General features: G+C 40.6%; 14 protein-coding genes. 9 read left to right on the top strand and 5 right to left on the bottom strand.

The window, feature by feature from the left end:
* Positions 1-17 precede the first annotated feature (17 nt).
* The 5 genes from HZB59_13655 to porU form a co-directional block, all read right to left on the bottom strand.
* Entirely contained in the window at positions 18-3,092 is a 3,075-nt protein-coding gene (locus HZB59_13655) for a PD40 domain-containing protein (GenBank protein MBI5022475.1), read from the bottom strand.
* 18 nt (positions 3,093-3,110) lie between these two features.
* Entirely contained in the window at positions 3,111-3,770 is a 660-nt protein-coding gene (locus tag HZB59_13650) for a hypothetical protein (GenBank protein MBI5022474.1), read from the bottom strand.
* A gap of 6 nt (positions 3,771-3,776) precedes the next feature.
* The gene (locus HZB59_13645; protein ID MBI5022473.1) at positions 3,777-7,031 is read right to left on the bottom strand and encodes a T9SS type A sorting domain-containing protein; all 3,255 of its coding nucleotides are present in this window, start codon (positions 7,029-7,031) and stop codon (positions 3,777-3,779) included.
* A 100-nt stretch (positions 7,032-7,131) separates the two neighbouring features.
* Positions 7,132-8,304, bottom strand: a complete 1,173-nt coding sequence (gene porV / locus HZB59_13640; protein ID MBI5022472.1) for a type IX secretion system outer membrane channel protein PorV — start codon at positions 8,302-8,304, stop codon at positions 7,132-7,134.
* Positions 8,305-8,422: 118 nt separating this feature from the next.
* Positions 8,423-12,334, bottom strand: a complete 3,912-nt coding sequence (gene porU / locus HZB59_13635; GenBank protein MBI5022471.1) for a type IX secretion system sortase PorU — start codon at positions 12,332-12,334, stop codon at positions 8,423-8,425.
* Positions 12,335-12,725: 391 nt separating this feature from the next.
* Between porU and HZB59_13630 the strand changes: the two genes are divergently transcribed.
* From HZB59_13630 to HZB59_13590, 9 genes are all read left to right on the top strand, one after another.
* A complete protein-coding gene (locus HZB59_13630; GenBank protein ID MBI5022470.1) occupies positions 12,726-13,592 on the top strand; it encodes a glycogen/starch synthase in 867 nt (288 codons plus the stop codon).
* On the top strand, positions 13,589-14,191 hold the full coding sequence (locus HZB59_13625) for an HAD family hydrolase (GenBank protein ID MBI5022469.1): 603 nt from the start codon (positions 13,589-13,591) through the stop codon (positions 14,189-14,191). Before HZB59_13630 ends, HZB59_13625 begins: the two co-directional genes overlap by 4 nt.
* Positions 14,188-15,336 carry a DNRLRE domain-containing protein gene (locus HZB59_13620; GenBank protein MBI5022468.1) on the top strand — a complete coding sequence of 383 codons (1,149 nt, stop codon included), beginning with the start codon at positions 14,188-14,190 and terminating at the stop codon, positions 15,334-15,336. The genes HZB59_13625 and HZB59_13620 overlap by 4 nt, the downstream gene beginning before the upstream one ends.
* A gap of 2 nt (positions 15,337-15,338) precedes the next feature.
* Positions 15,339-16,610, top strand: coding sequence for a hypothetical protein (locus HZB59_13615; protein ID MBI5022467.1), 1,272 nt, complete (start codon positions 15,339-15,341; stop codon positions 16,608-16,610).
* A gap of 6 nt (positions 16,611-16,616) precedes the next feature.
* On the top strand, positions 16,617-17,054 hold the full coding sequence (rpiB, locus tag HZB59_13610) for a ribose 5-phosphate isomerase B (GenBank protein MBI5022466.1): 438 nt from the start codon (positions 16,617-16,619) through the stop codon (positions 17,052-17,054).
* 30 nt (positions 17,055-17,084) lie between these two features.
* Positions 17,085-18,374 carry a serine hydroxymethyltransferase gene (locus HZB59_13605; GenBank protein MBI5022465.1) on the top strand — a complete coding sequence of 430 codons (1,290 nt, stop codon included), beginning with the start codon at positions 17,085-17,087 and terminating at the stop codon, positions 18,372-18,374.
* Between the two features lie 57 nt (positions 18,375-18,431).
* Entirely contained in the window at positions 18,432-19,208 is a 777-nt protein-coding gene (tatC, locus tag HZB59_13600) for a twin-arginine translocase subunit TatC (protein MBI5022464.1), read from the top strand.
* Between the two features lie 17 nt (positions 19,209-19,225).
* Entirely contained in the window at positions 19,226-20,197 is a 972-nt protein-coding gene (locus tag HZB59_13595; protein MBI5022463.1) for a polyprenyl synthetase family protein, read from the top strand.
* A 209-nt stretch (positions 20,198-20,406) separates the two neighbouring features.
* Entirely contained in the window at positions 20,407-20,910 is a 504-nt protein-coding gene (locus tag HZB59_13590; GenBank protein ID MBI5022462.1) for a hypothetical protein, read from the top strand.
* Positions 20,911-20,977: the final 67 nt, after the last annotated feature.

Raw genomic sequence — 20,977 nt, 5'->3', positions numbered from 1 at the left:
ATTTAAAATTCCTTTCTTTAATCGAAGTCGAATCCGAAAAGTACGCCGAAGTGAAAACTCCACTCTTTTCCGTATGTTACTATTTTCTTGCTCGATTCCATCTGATAATTAAATTTATCGAAACCGTAAGTTGCACTCAGAAATATTCTTGTCGGGAAAGCATAATACGAAAATGCTTCGAGTCGTAATTCAACACCGGCATCTTTTTTAAATTTTTTACCCGTCAATCCGCCACCCGTCCAGGCATTACCGATATCTCCGTAAACCGCACCGTAAAGCTGGTTGAAGATCATATGTAAAATTCTTGTGTCAATATCTTCAAAGATCGGAAATCGATAAGTGGCATTTGCCATCGCGTATTCATTACCGCCAAGCGAGTAAAAAGTATATCCCTTCATACCTGCCAAACCGCCGATATAATAATTGAAGAAATTATCCTGAGGTGGACCAAATATGGTACCGCCACGCAACTGTGCCGATAGCGTATGCTTCCATCCGGGAAGTTTCGTGTATTCTGTCCACCGTGTTTCTAGTCGATGAAATCTTACTCGCTGATATCTGGCAATTAATGCTCCATCTTTATAATCATATTCACCGGTAGGATTATATTTATTTGTTTCGAATTCATACTTCAATCGGATTTTCCTGCCAATCGGATTTATCTCGGTTGTTCGTGATGGTTTTAAAGCTCGAAATTCAAAGTTGGCAGAAATGTTATTACCGATGAGGTATAAATCGCTGAATGCGGGAATCAATGGATTGCCGATTTCCGGCGATGGATCGGGAAGAATGAAAGAACCGATAGTAGCACTATACCTGCTGTGAGCATATCGAAGTTCAAGATCAAGATTTTCTAAAAATAATTTATGCCTGAACACGGCATCGAACTCAAGCAGATTGTATGTTACCCCAACCGATAATGTATCTAACGGGAATCCGATTGAGACATCTGTCTTCCGCGTTATATTATACACTTCAAACGCGACAGTCGGTTCCGCTCCAAGTTGAAATAGCCCCGGCACTTTTCCGCGATAATCGAATGTCAAGAATAGATCGCGTTCACCTTTTTTATTGATCGCGCCGCCGGCAAAAAATCCATATCTGTCGAGAACATCGTAAGAGTACATGTACAATCCCAACTTGAGCATGTCGATTCCCTTATTTTTAGGATTATAATTATCGACACGCAGAAATGGAATAAACGCCAACCCTGACGATGATGCCTTATACGATCCTTCTTTAAATTCGGGGAGTTGTGTGTCATCATAAAACCGGAGTGATTTCCAATTGCGTGAACTGCTTAAAGAAGTATCGGTGGTGTGTGATTGAAATGTTTGCGAACGAACATAAGATGGTACGTTACCCAGACATTGCATCGTCTCCATGTATGCGATTTTATATCCTGTGGAAGTGTAAGAAGCGAAAGCGATCTGTCCATCTGCGGTTGCGTTCGGCATGAACGCTCCTCCCAATACATTTGATTTTTGAACCACCTGCTTAGTCTCAATATCGTATTCATAAATATTGAAGATACCGGTTTTATCGGATGAAAATATAATACTTTTCCCATCAGAAGTGAATGTACCGTTTCGTTCGTCGTCGGGGGTTGAGAAAACAAATTCGATTTGCCCCCCTGTTGTCGGTATTAATGCCAAATCTCTACCGTCTTTTATAGAGTAATCGAAAAGAATTTTTAAACCATCAGGCGACCACGACGGATTAAAAATCTGCTCACCATTTTTATAAGATGTAAGCTGCTTAACATTATTTCCGTCTAAATCCATCGTGGAAATATTTAAAGTTCCATCTGCCCCGGAAACATAAACAATTTTACTTCCATCCGGCGATACCGAAGGTGCGTCCGCGCGTAACCCTGTTGTTATCCGCGTATCTTCTTCACTTTCAAGGTCGAAGCAAAAGATATCAAAAATATTCGACCAATGCGGGTTATCGCGCGTGAGTTTTGAGTAGTAGATTTTTTTACCATCCCGACTCCAGGAAAAATTAGATCTTACTCCCGCTTTTAGAAGTTTTTCTTTTTTTGAATTAATATCGTAGAGATACAGAGATGAAGTACCGAAATAATCCGATTCTTTATTACTGATATACGCAATCGATTTACCATCAGGTGAGAAGTGCGGATAAAAATTTCCAAAACCAACGCTTCCGATTATCTCTCCCGAAATAAGATTTGCTTTCACGCCAGAAATTCTTTCACCGTAATCGTTTCTCAGGTAATTAATCCACTCGTTGTACAATTCTTTACCGCCTTTACCGATCGCTTTTTCAATCGCTCCATCTATGGAGAAAGCAGTGAGTGAACGAAGATTATAAGATATTTCCCGAAGTTTATCTTCGCCATAACGTTCGGCGATATAACGCACAAGCGCGAATCCTGAATTGTAAGCCGATTCATTTCCAAGACTTGTTTTACCGAAAGTCGCCATTTGATTCCACGACAGCATGTTGCCGTCGAGGATGTACATTCGAAGTATCATATCCCTGTGCGCATCCCACCAGTCGTACGCAAATTCCCGTCGGTTATATTGAGCTACACCTTCAGCGAACCATGCCGGCACAACAAATCCGGATACGGGATAAGAAACAATACCGTTCGGATAACCATACAAAACATCGGTCCTCCGCTCCGATTCGTACTGCAGCCATTGCAAATAAAAAGCCGGAACTTTACGTCCGAATTTTAAAGTGGTCTGAATTTGAATCATGTGCGTAAATTCGTGCGTGATAACATTTCTCAACCAATTATGTGAGCCTCGAAGATCGAAATCGAGCGCAGATGCCCATATTTCTATCTTGTTATCGAAAAAATAAGTCGCGCCGTTTGAAAAATCATCGTAATCCTTCATTATAAAACTTATTTTACTGTCGGGTTTGTATTGATAGAAGGACGTCACGGGTTCGTAAATATCTTCCGCAATCTTTGCCACAACACGCGCGGTTCTTTCAACCCCGGGATGGTAGTGGATATTAAAATGTTCGGTTTGAATCGTCCGCCATTCAAGCTCGGGGTGATAAAAATCTTCTTGAGCTGAAAGAGTTAAAGATAGAATGAAAATAAAAATGGAGAGTATATAATATTTCATAGCCAATTATTCTAATGTCAGAGCGAGTGATGTGATTGTATTGTTCGTCAGGTAAATCGATTCATACGTTGCAACGCTTTGCCGTTTATTCAATACGAGCGCGATCTTCGGTTCAATTTTTAAAACCCCGTGAAAACTTCCATCGTCGTTATAGGCATCGAAAAGAACGCCGACAGGAAGAGTTTCGTCCGGTAAAGCGAACCTGCCGTAATAATCTGTAACAGTTGTAACATTTCCGTCGATAATCATTTTATTTTGTTTTACAACGGTACTATCGAGAGTGAAGACCATGTAATATAAACCGCTCGGTGCGGGCAAGTTGTTATCATCGCGACCGTTCCAGTAAATGTGATGAACGGGACCGAGTATTCCCCATCTTCCTGAAAATATTTTTCGCACCTCTTTGAATTTATTCGTAAAAACGGTAACATCAAGAACTTGCATCGTGTCTGTTATTATTATCTCCACGGTATCAAGCTGTTTGTTACCGACATAATCGTAATAGTAATATAAACTGACTTGAACGCTATCGATCGGTATCCCGTTCGCGGTTGAAACCCTGCCTCTGACTTCATAACCGTTGATGCTTCCGAGATCGGCAGGTGATTCGATTTCGCGGCAAGAGACGAGAAATAATGATAGTAAAATAAAAATAATCGACCGCACAAGATGTTACCGGACTATTGCCATTTTAAAAATTGAATGACCGCTGCCTGATGATCCGTTTGCTTCAACGTGCACATAATATACTCCGCTTTGTAAAGCGGATGCATCCCATTCAAACTCATTATCGATTCCACCAACACCGGTTTTTTCAAATTGTGTAACTAAATCACCTGCCTGGTCTATAATTTTTATACGGATGGTCGAGTTTTCTTTTACATAGTAGCGGAAATGCGTTATAAAATTATCGGCTGCTGTTACGGGATTGGGCCAATTGTATGCTCGCTCTGCAGGCAAATAATTATCGCTTTTGGAAATTGGAGCACTCACTTCGGCGCTCATTCCGGTATTCTGTGCATCGTGAAGATATTGGGGCCAAGGCATAATTGGAGGAGCGGTAAGACCTGTAACTATTCCACCGGTTTTCCACGCATAAACAAAACCGTCATCCGAGCCGACAGCCAATCCTATATCAACACAACTGAGGCAGACACTATTCATATAAAAAACTGCAGGTGTAGATCCGCTGTTTGGTCCGGAGAGGAGCGGGAAACCGTTTACCATCCTTCCTTGTGAATTGTATGCTACAACAATTCCTTCCTGTGTAACCGCAACAATATCAACAAGTCCGTCTCCATTAACATCCGCAATGCTGGGAGATGTAAGAATTGGTTTTTGACTTGGAACTGTTATCGGATAATTATCTAAGTACGCTCCCGTCGCGTTCACGGCGTATATTTTATTTCCGCCGAAAACTACAATATCTTTTATATTATCACCGTCAACATCACCGATTGCGGGAGAATTATTAATTTCGCTACCGGTTGCAATCGGAAATCCATTTAGTAAATTTAATGAACTATCAACGAGATAAATGTATCCATCGCTCGATGCAAAGGCAATGCAACGCCCTATCTGATCTTTCCAATATGAATTTCCGGAAATTAATGCCGATGCTGCTGGAGCATTAAAAGTATGACCAAATTGTTTGATGGGGCTCAACACTTCTGAAGTGTATGGAGAAATTTTCCGAACATCCCCTATAGCTGACAAAGCTATATAGCTATTGCTAGTGAGTAGATTTAACCCAACAATCTCGGTTGAATCGAAAACATTTAAACTCACTGCACCTGTAATACTACCGCTGCTCTTAACAAAATATATTGATCCGCCTTTCGTACCATAAGCAACGAATGAATCTGAAATTACCGCTGAAGTCGATATAGCGTGCACAACACCGAATGAAAATAATGTGTCTAATTTTTGATCGGGTTGGCTATCAACCATCGACCAGCCGAGGAGATAACTTTGTAACGGAGAATTATCAACCCAAACACCAGTAGCGAGATCAGGAATGAAATCGCCAGAAAAATCTTTTATCGCAGTTTTTCCAACAAACTTCGCGCTCGGATATTGTAACGGCGACAAAGATGTAGAATCAACACCGGCTATTAAAGGCGAGCCGTCATATTTCCATGCATAAATAGCAGGTGAATTATATTCATGGGCCACAGTGTCATCAGGCGGATTTGCCGAAATTATCAATCCCTGATTTCCGGATTCATATCCCAGTGCAGTGACTGAGTTGCATTTATAATTTTTCCCAACAAATTTCGGGAATTGGGGAAGCGGTAAAATCTGCTCATCCCCAATTTTTATTCTTGCGCTCATGCTCGGACCGCGTTCCGAAAATCGATTAATGTAAATATGACTGTTAGCTCCGGTGTTACTATTGCTGCTCGGATAAGATGTTGGTGTAAAACCTGTCGTGTCGTATTTTCTTAACGGGGCTGAATTGCCTGAGAACCAATAATCGAGTGCGGTGCCGTTTTCACTTCCTGAACCCGGATCCAATAAACCATAAGATTGACCGATATCTGGCGAGCCGTCGGCTTCCATCAAATTAACTCCCCGCCTATTGACATCGGCATTGATCGTATTTGTAGCAATATTCTGATCAATAATATTTTCATCAATGTGCCAGATGAGAATTCCACCGTCATAAAATGTTTTTGTCCGGCTGTCAACACCACCCGGCAAGCTCCAGTCGAATTCATCGACATCGATAATCGTTCCGAACAAAGAATCCTGGTCAATGGAATTAAAATTTGACGTATCTCTTAGCCATTGTTTTTTAATCGTGTCTTTGCCAACAACCATTGTAACAATCGCACCATCGCGATTTGCGTCGCGGTTTCTATTTTCAATTAAAAAATATTCTTTCGAGCTGATACTGACTTTCAATGTTGTATCTAAACTTCCCGCTAAACTTTTTGCAGGTAAAATATAAGTCGAATCAGAAATTTTTATTTCAATTGGTTTAATCCAACCTAAATATTGTTTTTCCCAGGCAGAAGGTTCCGGCGGGAACGCCCCGTTCCAACTGAAAATTGCCTGACCGTCCATCAATCCGAAGCGCCCGATTGCAGATCTGCCGTTTTTCGTATTGAACAAATCCGGCAGTTCAAGATGGCTAGCAACAGATGCAACAACTAAACCGTTAATTCCTAACGGGAATGGCACCTGATCGCGCGTTTCGGTTTCCGGTAAAATCATTGAACTAGTAATGTGAAATCGTCCGCTATCGACCGCAATACCTGCGAAACTATCATCATTATACATTACCTGCATCGATTTAAGATTTACGTACAACGAAGGAATATCATAAGGTGTCGGATCGTAACCGTAGAGTGATGCAAGATCGATATCTCTTCCAACACCCGCGTGAAAAATTATGAAAGTATTATACTGTTGAAAATCTACATGCTGGTGAGTTGCTGCAGCGATCGAATCTACCAATTCCCACGTATCCTTGACGAGATAACCGAGCTCAACATTTTTCTTGCTCGATTTTGACGGACTGTAATATTTCATTTCATGAGGTAGACAGTAAATGCTGTCGAGCAACTCAAAAGAGACATTTAATACATTGTCTGAAACTTTTTCATAATAATTTTTTAGGAATGCAAGATGTTGTTTAAAATAAGCACAATTATGAGGCGGTGCGTCAAGAAATTTTTTTGACGTGTCGTGAAGATCGAAATGACCATCTCCTGTGGTTCTTGAATCAGTGTCTGTTTGGAAATCAACCATAACCGCAAGAACTCTGAGCGAAGTTTCTGGTTTCGAGACAGTTTGAGAAAAATAATCTTGCTCAACCGTTAACGAATGATCAAAAACCGGTTGAAATTTATTTTGACCGAATGATAATAATGGACCTATGAAAAACGAGATAAGTATTATCGCGATGATTTTATTTTGCACAGTTGTCTCGCCTGAATTATTGATTGCTTAAAGAATGAATCGACACCCGCAGGTGTCGATTCAATTATAAATTATATTTCTTTGATGAAATAAAACTTGATTATTCTTCGTCCTCGCCACCCCACGACATGATAAGTGTGAAGCGGAGCGTTTCGCTTAGCGGATGACCTTCTTCGATTGCCGACAGATAACTGAAATCGAAACCATAGATATCGTACCGGATACCTGCGCCGAAAGTCATGAACTTTCTGTTTCCATAGTTCGGATGTTCGTAAAAATATCCCCAGCGTAACGCGAATAATTTCGGACTGCCGTACCAGTATTCAAGTCCCCCTGCAATTGTAACTTTTTTCAATCCTCCGGATCCCCATGCAGAAACCAACGACTTCGGGAGATTATCGACGTGAGATTCCGTTACAACCAATGGTTGAACCGGATTACCTTCAGCATCCTTTAAAGTATCGGCGGGATACCGACGCACCAACATTCTGCTGAAATCGAGTGTACCAGTGATGTTGTTAAATTCACTCTTGATTATTTTCACCGCGAATCCAAGACGCAAATTGGTTGGAAGCGGATCTGCTTGAGCTTGTTGAATGTAAGTAAGCTTCGGACCGAGATTAGACAAATTTAAACCGACTGCGAATCGATCCTCAATATCTCCGAGACCCGGAAGCACCAGCGATTGTGGTTTCCAGAGTGCACCCAGATCAAAACTGACGGTTGATGCAACACCACGCGCCTGATTCTGAGATTTTTGCGGATCGAGAGCGCTGTAAATAAATCGAAGATTCACTCCAACTCCGAGTTCAGATATAACTTTAGTAGCGTATCCTGCTGTTACGGCAAACTCGTAAGCTTTGAAAGTCCCAAGGTCTTCGTTGTTTTCACCACGGCGGTTGAATTCACCGAGATTCAAATAGATAATACTCCCGGAAACCGTGCCACCCCAATCTTCGATATTATTTCTGTACGCCAGAAATTCATAAAAGAGATCGGATAAATGAAATTGAGGCAACCAATTAGAATGGGTGATACTGATTTCTTGATATTTTTCAAATGCGAGTCCGCCGGGGTTCCAGTAAGATGCCGCTCCGTCATCCGAAAGAGCAACGCCCGATTCGCCCATACCGTCTGCACGGGCATTAGGAGCAATAAGCAGAAAAGGCACAGCCGATTCACCTTGCCCGAACATCTGCGACGCAAACATAATAAGCGCAACAGAAATGAAGAAAATGTGGGATATCTTTTTCCCGGATATTTTTGATCTCATATCTTTTACCTTTTGAAAATTACGATTAAATGATGAATATTCTATTGGATTCTCCAACCATTTTATTAAATGTACTACCTTTGATTTTTATAAGCAACTTCAAACACCTGATAATTATTCAATGTAAAATTGTTAATTTTCCAACACTCTCTGAGTTAAATCGACCGTCTGACGTTTTAGCTGTCACTTTATATAAGTAGACCCCATTTGCCAAACGATCTCCATCCTTATCAAATCCATCCCAATATATCTTCACAAAGCGATCCGTTATTCCTTTGCGTGATACCGATTGAATCATTCTTCCGGCAACAGTGTAGATTTTTACTTCAGCATCTATGGCGTTTACCTGATTATGCTCGAATGTAAAATATGTAGCGTTCGATATAGGGTTAGGATAATTAAGAATATTTGAGAGCGATAATCCCGCGCCAGATACCACGTTGAACATCGTCTCTTCAGTTGAAGAATTATTATATGTATCCCACGCACGCAATCGGAGAGTATGAGTTCCATTACTGAGTGATCCGAGCGGATATTCCACCGACCCGAGCCGATAGGTATTGACTTTACTCTTGTAATATTCAGAAAGATCGATGCTCTCTGAATTGTTATCTAACCATGCTTCAAGTCGGTGCCCAATTCCACCACCCGATGTATTTATTCCGCTTGAATCAACAAAGTCGGCTAATAGCATCGGTGATGAACTCACAACATCGCCAGGTTTGAAACTGCGTCGGTCGAAATATAATGCAATCTGAGGACCTTTATTATCCGCAACGGCATTTGTATCTGTGCCATTCATAAGAATATTCTTCGTGAATCCTGCGCCGTCGGCAGAATCGCTTGTAAAATAAATAACCACCCTGCCCGGAGAATTCGAGTAAGAAATATCTTTAGGAACAATAAACTCACCTTTCATATTTCCACCAACGATTGTATCCTGGCCACGGAATAATATAGAACCTGAGGTAGAATATTTAAAACCGTTCCCCAATTCGGGAGCATTGATTATATTAGTCCTATCGGCATCGTAAACCGCGAGTTGTGCTCGACCTGAAATTTGATGAAGTGGATTTGAACTTGTATCCCGGATTGTCGCATCTATCTCAGTCCTGCTCAACGCCTGAAGCCGGACAGGTTCAGTGTTGGCAATATGGTTTATGCTGTCTACAGAAGCGACAAGTTTCGGGAACTGAAGCTCCAGAGAAGGATCTCCAATAAGAAAATATTTCCTATCATTCACAAGATCAGGAAATTGCTGCTTGGTTTGGAAGATGATATCTCCCAACCGTTTTGTTTTAACAGTACCGTTACGTGTTGTATCTATAAGATGCGTATATAAATCAACATTCAGTGCATAGTTAGCATCTGCGTAAACCGGGCGAAGAGCCGAGAAAACGCCAATTGCGCCTGCATTTTTCATTAACATGAGTAATTCACCCCCTGATTGATCTGTCAGCAAATCGAAATTCGAATAATTGCATGTTGCCGCAACTAAGAAAAAATATTTTCCCTTATTCGTCAGCAAGGGAAAATCGGTTTCTTTAACAAAAATAGCTTCATGTGTCCAGAGGCGCGGATTTCCGTGCCCGGCAAAATTTAAAACAAGACTCCCTTGGTTTATTGCATTTCGAATTGCAAGATTCGCTGTTGGTTTACGCCTACCGGCTGGTGTATATACTGTCGGATTTTCGTAGATATATATCTTCCTTTTCTCAAACAATGCCGGGACCATGGCAGCGATACCTTCAGCATGCGCCATGTGAATTGATCGATCATTTCTATCTGGTACACCCGGTCCGTCATCTGCAACAAAAGTAAATCTGAGTTTCCAGATATCCGGAACAGACTCAGTTTCATACTCAATTATTTTATCAATAACATTATTCGCTTCGGTTACGGATCGAACCGGTAACCTGCCGATACCAAGGTTCACTCTTTCTCCCGTAAAAAAAACACCGTAGAGATCATCGCTTGCATACGAATACAATTGAATAAACGATTCAGTAGATTCCCACGGTGGAACCCAATTTGGTTCATCTGATCCCAATGTGCGTTTATAATCAAAATCTCCGTCTCCCAGAAGCAATAGATATTTCGGAGGTTTTTGCCAGTTGAGGTAAGCATATTTCAAAAAGTTTCTGACCGCGACGGGAGAACTTGAACCTCCGCCAAATTCATTGTAAATTTCTTCAATGTCGAAAACTTGAGTCGAGATCGGATTTTTACTTTTTCCCTCTCGATGTTGTTTTAACCTTTCGGCAGTAGAAATAAAATCTTTATGTGTTACGATAACGAACTCTGCTTCGTTAGCGTCACCGTGTAAATTCTGATTTTGAACGGATGTTATAGTTCCTGGTATTTTAAAACCATTCTGACCAATTGCAAATATTTCCCTCGTTGTTCCGGCATTCAATGCTAATTGGAATGTGCAGGTATCCATTGAAATTTGAGTGGTCTCTATTTTAATAAGACTGTCATATTTTGAAACATCAAAAACAAAAACGTTGCCACCGCCGAAACCTGAGACACGGTATTCAGCGATCGCACTTGTATCATTCGTATGAAACGAAAATATATCATTCTGAGCCCTCAGCACTTGCCGGTAAAATATTTCATACCAATCGATATAACCGCGCCCCGCTGAAGAATTATTATACCGGAATCTCAATACCGATTGTCCATCTGTAAAGTTTGGAATCCTTCCGATAAACGGCGTTGTGACGGATATATAATTCGGATAGTCGCCGCCATCACCGCGAATAGATGAGGTAGACAGCAGTGAATCATGCTCATAAATTTCAAATGATGAATACGCTACCGATAACGCACCGATATTAAATTTATAGCGCATCGGTTGGGTGAGATCCAAACCGGGGAGCTGATGACGATACACAATCTGCCCGCCTCCGAGAAAAGATTCTCCCATCCACTCAATCCCTGAACTGAATAAATTCGATTTATCATCTTCACGGAATATTTTAGCTTCAACGGTCTGGGGGACAAATCCGGCAGTCTGGAATGGATTCGTAACTTTCGCAACTTGCTTCGAGATAGCACCACCGTAAGTTATCCAATAAAAACTCCGATCATCAAAATAATTGATATAATGTGAAAACATCTTAGATGACGGATTATATTTCCATCCGCGCGAACTTTTTCCGTAAAATATTATATAATCGGTCGGGTCTAAATGTCCGGCTGTACCACCATCAAAAATCTCGACAGCATTCTGAACAAGATCATCCGGATAGTAGGTACTAACATCGATCGGTGTTCTCATACCGCCGTTTGAGTACACTTTGATTGTGTTCGGATCAGTATTTGCAGGTACTCCGGTATTGAGTAAAATTTGACCTGTAAGCTTATACATTCCGTCTTCTCTTACATCGAACCGATACCATGTCCCTTCGCTAAGAACACTGTTAACTTTACCGCTTGTTGTAAGTCGATCGGTAACCGCTACTATGGACTGATTTATGATATTGCTCCCAGTCAGATCGTTGCGGAGCTGACCGGCACGATGTAATAGATCGGGTATTCCAAAGTTCACTCGAATAACCAATCGTGTATATCTACGTAATATTTTTCGAATAGGATCAAATTGGATTGGAGATATACGCAACGATCCCAAGAACATTCCTCGCGTTTCTCCGATATGATCGATCCACGCTAAATTGACTGGAGCGAATCCGTTCCGATTGTATAAGTCCGGATCAAAACGATACTCAGCAGTCATTCCAACTGAATTCCGCGCAGAATAAGGTACCGGCGGAATTAAAACATTCTGAATTTCTTCATATTCACTTTGCAGTATCGAAACCGTATTACCTAACAATCCGGGCATCTGTACAAGAGTTGAGCGGACCAGAATTTCCGGTTCTCCGGATTTTGCTTCAGAATAATGGATTGCTTTCGCGAAACTGTAGCGGATTGTTTGAAATCCATCGACCAAAAGAGTTTCCGGTGAAGAATAAGTTGGAGAGAACTGAATAGTGCAACCTGCCGCATCAGACTGAATTACGCGCACATCTTGAGCGTCCAGTATAGTTGAACACGATAGCAGGATGATTAAAATTCCTAAGGATATTCTAAAGATCGGCAAGTTATAAAAACAAAAAACCGAATATCGACTTATGTGAGACATTCGGTGGATTAACCGATTTTCTCTCTCTATATATGATGTTAAAGGTTTCAATATTGATGACAAATTAAAAAAATGATATCTGCTTACGCAGTTATGGACTTTTTGATGTTAACCTTTAACAAAATCGATAAAGAAAGCTCCGGTTGATGAAATATTTTCTTGAATAAATATATAGAAAGTTTTCAAGAATGTCAAGAATATTGTTGTTTTTTTGGCGAAATATTCGTAAATTGTATTGCAAATCTATCAGATTTCCTCATAATAATCGGACATCATGCCAAAACCAATAGGGATACTTTTTGTAGCAAGCGAAGCCGATCCATTTATCAAGACAAGTGCCATCGGTGACATTGCAGGCAATTTACCAAAAATATTGAAATCGCTCGGCCATGATATCCGGGTTATGCTGCCGGGATACAGCTCAATCAGTAATCGGCGTTTTCAACTGCATAACCTCCTCCGCATGAAAGACATTGAAGTCCCGATCGCCGCCACGTTCGAGCATGCCCATGTAAAATCATCATACTTGTGCAGCGATAATCATAAAGTTCTTGTTTATTTTCTCTCGAACGATCGGTATTTTGACCGCGATGGATTGTATTTTCATCCTGAAACAAAAAAATATTTTCCCGACAATGATGAACGATTTATTTTTTTCTGCCGCGGTGTCTTGGAAACTTTGAAACGTCTCCATTGGCAACCCGACATTATTCATTGTAACGATTGGCAGGCAGGCTTGATTCCGGCTTATTTAAAGACTATCTATAAAAATGATCCTTATTTTAAAAATGTCCGGACAGTATTTACTGTTTACAACATGTCTCCCCACGCTTCGTTTCCAAAAAGCTCGTTAGATAAATCGGGGCTCCCATTTGATCACTTTCGGAATAACGGTAACGGTCAAGACTCGGATAGATTGAACTTCATGAAGATGGGTTTATCGTTTGCAGATGTAATCACGACATTCGGAAGCAGAGCCGATAAAGGTATTTGGAAAGAACCCTGCGACGATGTTGGAAAAATTTTGCATAAACGGAAGTCAGCCATCGTATCGATGAAGTCTGAAAATGGTTCAGGGCACTCGCATATCGCCCAAACACTCATCGATATTTATAGGGATCTATCAAAGAACAACGGATGAACCGCGCCGGCATTTTTTTAGATCGCGATGGAACGATCGTTGAAGAAGTGGATTATCTTCGTTCCCCCTCACAAATTCAACTTCTTGCTGAATCAGCCGAAGCCATTCGCTTTGCGAACGAACTTGGCTTACTTCTCTTCATCGTCACAAACCAATCGGGTATTGCTCGCGGTCTTTTAACCGAAAATGAACTTGAAATAATTCATTCTGAATTAACGACTCAGCTTAAAAACAAAGGCGCCAGGATTGATGGATTGTATTACTGCCCGCATCATCCCGAATTCGGATCTGAGCGATACAGAAGAGATTGCGAATGCCGTAAACCGAAAACCGGAATGCTTCATCAGGCGGCAAAAGACCACAATGTCGATCTGTTAAAATCTTTTGTTGTTGGAGATAAAATGATCGACATCCAAACCGGGAACAATTGCGGCGCACGAACGATTCTTGTCCTTACCGGTTATGGCAATGAAGAATTAAAAATCTGTCGTCTTAACAATATTCACATAGATTTTATTGCGAATGATTTAATTGAAGCAATGAATTTTATACGAGAAAATATTAACAAACAATCACCTGAAACCATCAAAACCTCATGAAATACATAAATTATATTTTTATTTTAGCAATAATCATTGCCGGTATTCTCCCCGGATGCAGCGATGATCCGGGCATCCTCGGCACCGGGATGATCTCACCATACGACACACTTTCGGTGGCAACTACTGAATTATTTTCAACTGCCGATACATCTTTTTTATACCGATTTAGCGGCACTTCACATATTATGGTAGGAAAGTATTCAACCGGAGGTTCAAATATCGAATCTCGCGGCCTTATGCAATTCTCTGAAATAACATCAGTTCCCGATTCGGCAATCATAGACACTGCGTATGTTACTCTCAATCTCAATTATTCCGTCCCAGATACCATCGGGAACATTCGCTTCGGAATCTATGAGATGAATGTAAATTGGGACCAATCTACTTTTTTGTGGGATTCGTTGGATGGTTCCTATAACCCGACTGTCAAATATGATTTTCAACAATCATTTACCGGACTAAAAAACATCAACATCCCGATAGATTCTCTCGCTGAGAAATGGGTTCGGAACAAGATAGATAAGCCCAACGGTATTCTTTTGGTGCCGGGTTTAGATGGCAGCGATATTATTATAGGATCCAGATTTTTAACACTTGCGGATAAATCACCAAAGCTTACGATTGCATATCATATCACAGGCGATACGATCAAACATTTCATAAAAAATGCGGTACAAACCACATTCGTCTCGAATGCGGCAATACCGATTGTAGATACAACAATTTTAGTACAGAGCGGGATCGGTTATCGCGGGAAAATTCAGTTCAACTTGAATAGTTTACCGAAACATATCAGCATAACTCGCGCGATACTTGAACTATCATCCGATACAAGTGATCCTCTGTCAATTTCGCGCACCCACGATTCACTTTTAGTTCACTTGATTCGAAAAAATTACTATCCTTTCGATTCAACCGCTCTCGGAACACTTTGCTCACCTGTAATCAAGAACGGATATAAAATTTATCGTGCCGATATAAAAACCATCGTGCAAAGCTGGCTTGTTCGTGAACCGAACCACGGTCTGCTCATCAGACCTTATTCTGAGAATTATTCGTTCGATCATTTTTCTATTTTCAACAATAAGGCGGCATCACAACTGAAACCAAAATTATCAATCATCTACACAAAGTTACCATAATTATGAAACGGAAAATTTTATACTCGAGAATATTCATTGTTTCGTTTTCAATTCTTATCGGATTTCAATATTTACTTGCCGGTAACGGCGGTATCGGCAGTTCACGGTATGGGATAGGAGAATTGCAATATTTTCCTTCAAGTCGTGCTTATGGAATGGGTGGTGCGTCATTCGCCGTCTTGACCTCCGCTTCGATCAACAGGATGAATCCTGCGGCATGGACGCAGATCAATCGCACACGATATTCGTTCGGCGCTTCGTATGAGGGAATTTCGGCTAAAGACAATAACGAATCACGATTTTTCAGCGGTGTTACCTTCAGCGGTTTAATGGTTACTCTGCCCATCTTACCAAGCAATGGTGTAACACTCGGCTTCGGGCTTATTCCGTTCAGTCGAATAAATTATAATACAATCACTCCGAATACTTTCGACACACTCAATTATAACATTCAATATCTAGGTGATGGCGGAATATCTCAAACAAATCTTGGCGCGTCTGTCAAAATCGGTTCAGAATTAAACTTCGGTTTAAAAATTGATTATTACTCAGGCACGCTTAATTATACGACCAGGCAGCTTTTCACCGGTTCAAACTACACAAGCAGTGAAGTTACACGAACCGTCGAAGCGAATGGTTTTGGTGCAACGGCAGGATTTGTATACACGGGATTAAAATCAATTCTGAACCTTTCCGAATCACAAATGCTTTCCATCGGCGGAATTATTTCAACCGGCGCTTCATTGAAAGCGAAGGAACAGAAATTTTACTCATTCAACACCTCAACGATATTTCTAAAAGACAGCGCAGATGCGGTTACCGGGAAATTAGAAATACCTTTATCGTTCGGCGGTGGCATCGCATATTCAACAGAGAAGATACTTTATGCGGGTGATTTCTTCTATCAGAATTGGGAAAAATATTCTCTCTTCAGAAACAGTTCATCAGAGATCAGAAATAGTTTCCGTATATCCGGAGGATTAGAGTTTCTTAACAAACGCGATCTTTCATCTCCGTATTTCCAGCGGGTCGCATACCGGGCAGGAATATTTTACAATTCTTCTTATTATAAGTTGAAGAATGAACCGTTAAATGAGTTAGGATTTACAATCGGATTTGGAGCGCCTTTGTTTACAGATACACGCTTGAACGTAAATCTCGGATACAGCTTTCGTGGCACAACAGACAATCAGTTGCAAAAAGATAATATCTTTCGGCTTTCAGTTTCGCTCAGCGGCGGCGAAGTTTGGTTTGAGCGCCCACCTCAGGAGTAAACAAATATGATTGCACTTGGATCCGATCATGCAGGTTTTGAATATAAGGAGAAGATAAAAACGCTTCTCACTTCGATGAATTTTAAATTCCATGATTTTGGAACACATTCAACAACGTCGTGCGATTATCCTGATTATGCTCATGCAGTTGCAACAAGTGTGAGCAAGGGTGATTCTAAATACGGTATCTTAGTTTGCGGAACAGGTATTGGTATGGCAATCACGGCGAACAAACATTCAGGTATCCGCGCTGCAAATATTGAATCAAAAGAAGCCTCAATCTGGGCACGGGCGCATAACAACACCAACATCCTTTGCATTGGAGCTCGCTTAACAGAATGGGAAATCGTTGCAGAAATTGTAAATTTTTTCCTCTCGACTGCTTTTGAAGGAGGAAGACATAAAATCCGGGTCAAAAAAATTCATTCACTAACAAATCTTTAAATTATTTTCAGAACAAAAACGGGAAACACCATGAACACCTTACGCCAGCAAGACCCCGAAGTTTTTAATACTATCCAGAACGAAACCAATCGCCAAAATACCAAACTCGAACTCATCGCTTCCGAAAATTTCGTAAGCCGCGCCGTCCTTGAAGCAATCGGCTCGGTTATGACAAATAAATATGCTGAAGGTTATCCTGGCAAACGCTATTACGGCGGTTGTGAATATGTGGACATGGCAGAAGATTTGGCAAGAGACCGTGCGAAAAAATTATTCGGTGCCGAGTATTCGAATGTTCAACCGCACTCCGGTTCACAGGCAAACATGACGGTCTATTTCACTTTTGTAAAACCGGGTGATAAAGTTATGGGCATGAATCTTTCTCATGGTGGACATCTCACACACGGTTCACCGGTAAATTTCTCAGGCCAGCTTTACAATTTTGTGGCCTATGGTGTTAAAAAGGAAACCGGCTACATCGATTATGATGAAGTTGAGTCAATCGCTTTAAAAGAAAAACCAAAGATGATCACAGTTGGAGCAAGCGCTTACTCGCGCAACATCGATTATAAAGCATTCCGTGTTATCGCAGATAAAATTGGTGCGTTTTTGTTTGCAGATATCGCACATCCGGCGGGATTGATTGCAAAAAAATTATTAAACGATCCTCTTCCCCATTGCCATGTAGTAACTTCAACAACACACAAAACACTTCGCGGTCCGCGTGGCGGATTAATTTTAATGGGTAAAGATTTTGAAAATCCATTCGGCATTGTTGCACCGAAATCAGGAAGAAGAAAGATAATGTCGGAATTAATTGATTCGATGGTTATTCCCGGAATTCAGGGTGGACCTTTAATGCACATTATTGCTGCAAAGGCAGTCGGGTTTGGCGAAAATTTGCAACCACAATTCGAAGAATATGCGAAACAGGTAATTAAAAATGCAAAAGCACTCGCCGCTAAATTGATGAGTTTGGGATATAATATTATTTCCGGTGGCACCGATAACCATTTAATGCTAATTGATTTAAGGAATAAAAACCTCACAGGCAAAGCAGCGCAGGAAGCTCTTGATCCTGCCGGAATCACTGTTAATAAAAATGGCGTGCCGTTCGATGATAAGAGTCCGTTAATAACGAGCGGTATTCGTGTCGGCACACCTGCTCTGACAACACGCGGAATGAAAGAACCGGAGATGGAGATTGTTGGTGAGTTGATCGATGAAGTTTTGAGAAATATCGGTAATCTTGATATTGCCCGACAAGTAGAACAAAAAGTGAAAGAACTTTGTGTGAAATTTCCACTTTATGTTCAATAATATTAAAGCGCCTATTCATTTGATCTCCTCTCCGAATTAGATTTATTTGAACCAATCATGCAATGGCGAAATAAAAATATCGGTGCTTCAGACGAAACGGAAAATGAAATGACTTTCCTCGACCATCTTGAAGAATTGAGATGGCGAATTGTCAAAGCAGTTATCGGGCTTCTGGTAACTACTGCAATTTGTGGTTTCTTTTCCGATTGGATTGTCAATGAGGCGATACTCCGTCCCAGCCGCCTCACAAATCCTCCGCTTGTGCTTATTAATACAATTCCGTACGGACAAATAACTTTTTACATGGTGGTTATTTTAATGTCGGGCATTGTTCTCAGCGCGCCATGGATTTTATTTCAGGTTTGGAAATTTATACAACCCGGACTTATGCCGAAGGAAAGAAAATATATTTGGGGAATCGTTTTCTTTTCGTCGATATGTTTCTTTGCAGGTGTTGCTTTCGCCTATTTTATCATGATGCCGTACATGCTTCAGTTCTTTGCCACGTTCGGTACATCAACTATTCAGAATATGATTTCGGTGAGTGAATATGTAAGTTTCGTCTTACAATTAATTTTAATCTCCGGTTTAATTTTCGAATTACCGATGGTTTCTTATTTTCTCTCACGGCTAGGAATTTTAACACCGAAATTCATGCGCAAGTACCGCCGCCATGCGTTTGTGGTTATATTGGTTGTCGCCGCGATAGTAACCCCAACAACCGATCCGTTTACGATGGGAGTTTTTTCACTGCCGATGTTGTTGCTATATGAAATAAGCATTGGGATAGCCGCAATCGCCAAACGAAAACGCGATAACGCAGCATTAGCATAATTAATTATAATTTGAATATGGATTTAAAAGAAATATTAGAACCGATCGATAAAGATTTAGAAATCTTCGACGCTCATTTTAAGAAAGCGATACGATCCAAAATCGCTTTTGTTGATTTAATTGCACGTTACATTGTGAAGCAAAAAGGAAAGCGAATACGCCCTGCTCTTGTGCTTCTGACTGCAAAAGCTTGCGGCGGAATAAACGATAGTACACACCGTGGAGCGTCGCAGGTTGAGATATTGCACACGGCAACACTTATACACGACGATGTGGTTGATGATGCAGATACTCGGCGCGGCTTTCCTTCCATCAATGCGGTATGGAAAAATAAAATCGCAGTTCTCATGGGTGATTATATGCTTGCAAAAGGTTTGCTTTTGTCACTCGACAACAACGATTTTCAATTTTTAAAAATTACCTCCGATGCTGTCAGACGAATGAGTGAAGCGGAGATATTACAGATCAAAAAAAGCCGCGATCTCGATATCGATGAAACAACTTATTTAAAAATTATTTCAGATAAAACTGCCTCTCTCTTTGCAACATGCTGCGAAATAGGTGCCACAAGTGCAACAAAAGATGAATCTGTTCATAGGGCAATGCATCGGTTCGGGGAAAACCTTGGAATGGTTTTTCAGATTCGCGATGATCTGCTCGATTACACGAGCCGCAAGAGCATTACAGGTAAACCTACCGGGTTGGATGTGCAGGAGAAAAAACTTACACTGCCGTTAATTTACTCGTTAAGTCAGGCACCCAAAGGAGAGGCAAAGGATATTGTGCGGACAATAAAGAACGGAGCAAAAAAGAAAGAGCTTCAAACAATTATCGATTTTGCAAGACAATATGGAGGAATCGACTACACGATCAAACGCGCGGATGAATATTCTAAACTCGCACTTGAATCAGTTGCACCACTTCCCGATTCTTCTTCCAAGACATCTCTGCAGGAATTTGTTAAGTTTGTGATGGAGAGGGAAAAGTAGAGTGCGTTTCGTAAACACACTCATCGGCTACATCGTGCGATCTGAGATCGCTCTCTACCACCGGAAGAAACATCACCGATTTCAAAGCATTCCCATTATAAATTAATACCACTTGAGATTCCCCAGCACAATTGTTATGTATATCAATCGCATCTGTATATGATCTGTGAAAACAAATTTTGGTGTCTTAAATATTTAGAGATAATAAAATGAAATATTACACAATTATTATAATCCTGTGTACTTTTCTCGGTATTGACAGCAACTATTGTAACCAGATTCAGAAACGAGGACTTGTGGGAGCATTGCATCGGGCTGCCTATGGAATATCGTTTAGAGCCATAGACTCTACAACTTTACATCTTGATTCATTAGGATTCATCATATTTTGTCAAGATTCGAAAAATCTTTATATACTAGATGGCATAGCAATTTCTGAAGAAATATTTGAAGACGAACATTTATTCGATGCAGTGAGAAAAGAAGGATGGTATAATTTTAAATTTAAAGATGATGATACAGCTAAGTGTGTTGATATTTTGAGATTCTATTTAAACATTGATGTACCGATTGTATTGAATGGTACTGAAATAGAAGAATCACAAAAGAAAAATGCCTTGAGTAAAATTAGTCGTGATCAATTGGTATCTATCAAGAAAAAAAGAAGTTTCTTTATTATTGGTAAAAAATATTTAGAAATAATAACAAAGTAAATTATGATTATAAATAATTTACGTTGCAAAATACAGGTGAAAACAGAAATTGTTTGACAAACAACGC

Source organism: Ignavibacteriales bacterium (assembly GCA_016214905.1).
In the GTDB taxonomy this organism is placed as follows: domain Bacteria; phylum Bacteroidota; class Ignavibacteria; order UBA10030; family SZUA-254; genus PNNN01.
The sequence above is the reverse complement of the archived record's forward strand: the minus strand, read 5'-3'. Positions and strand labels throughout refer to the sequence as shown.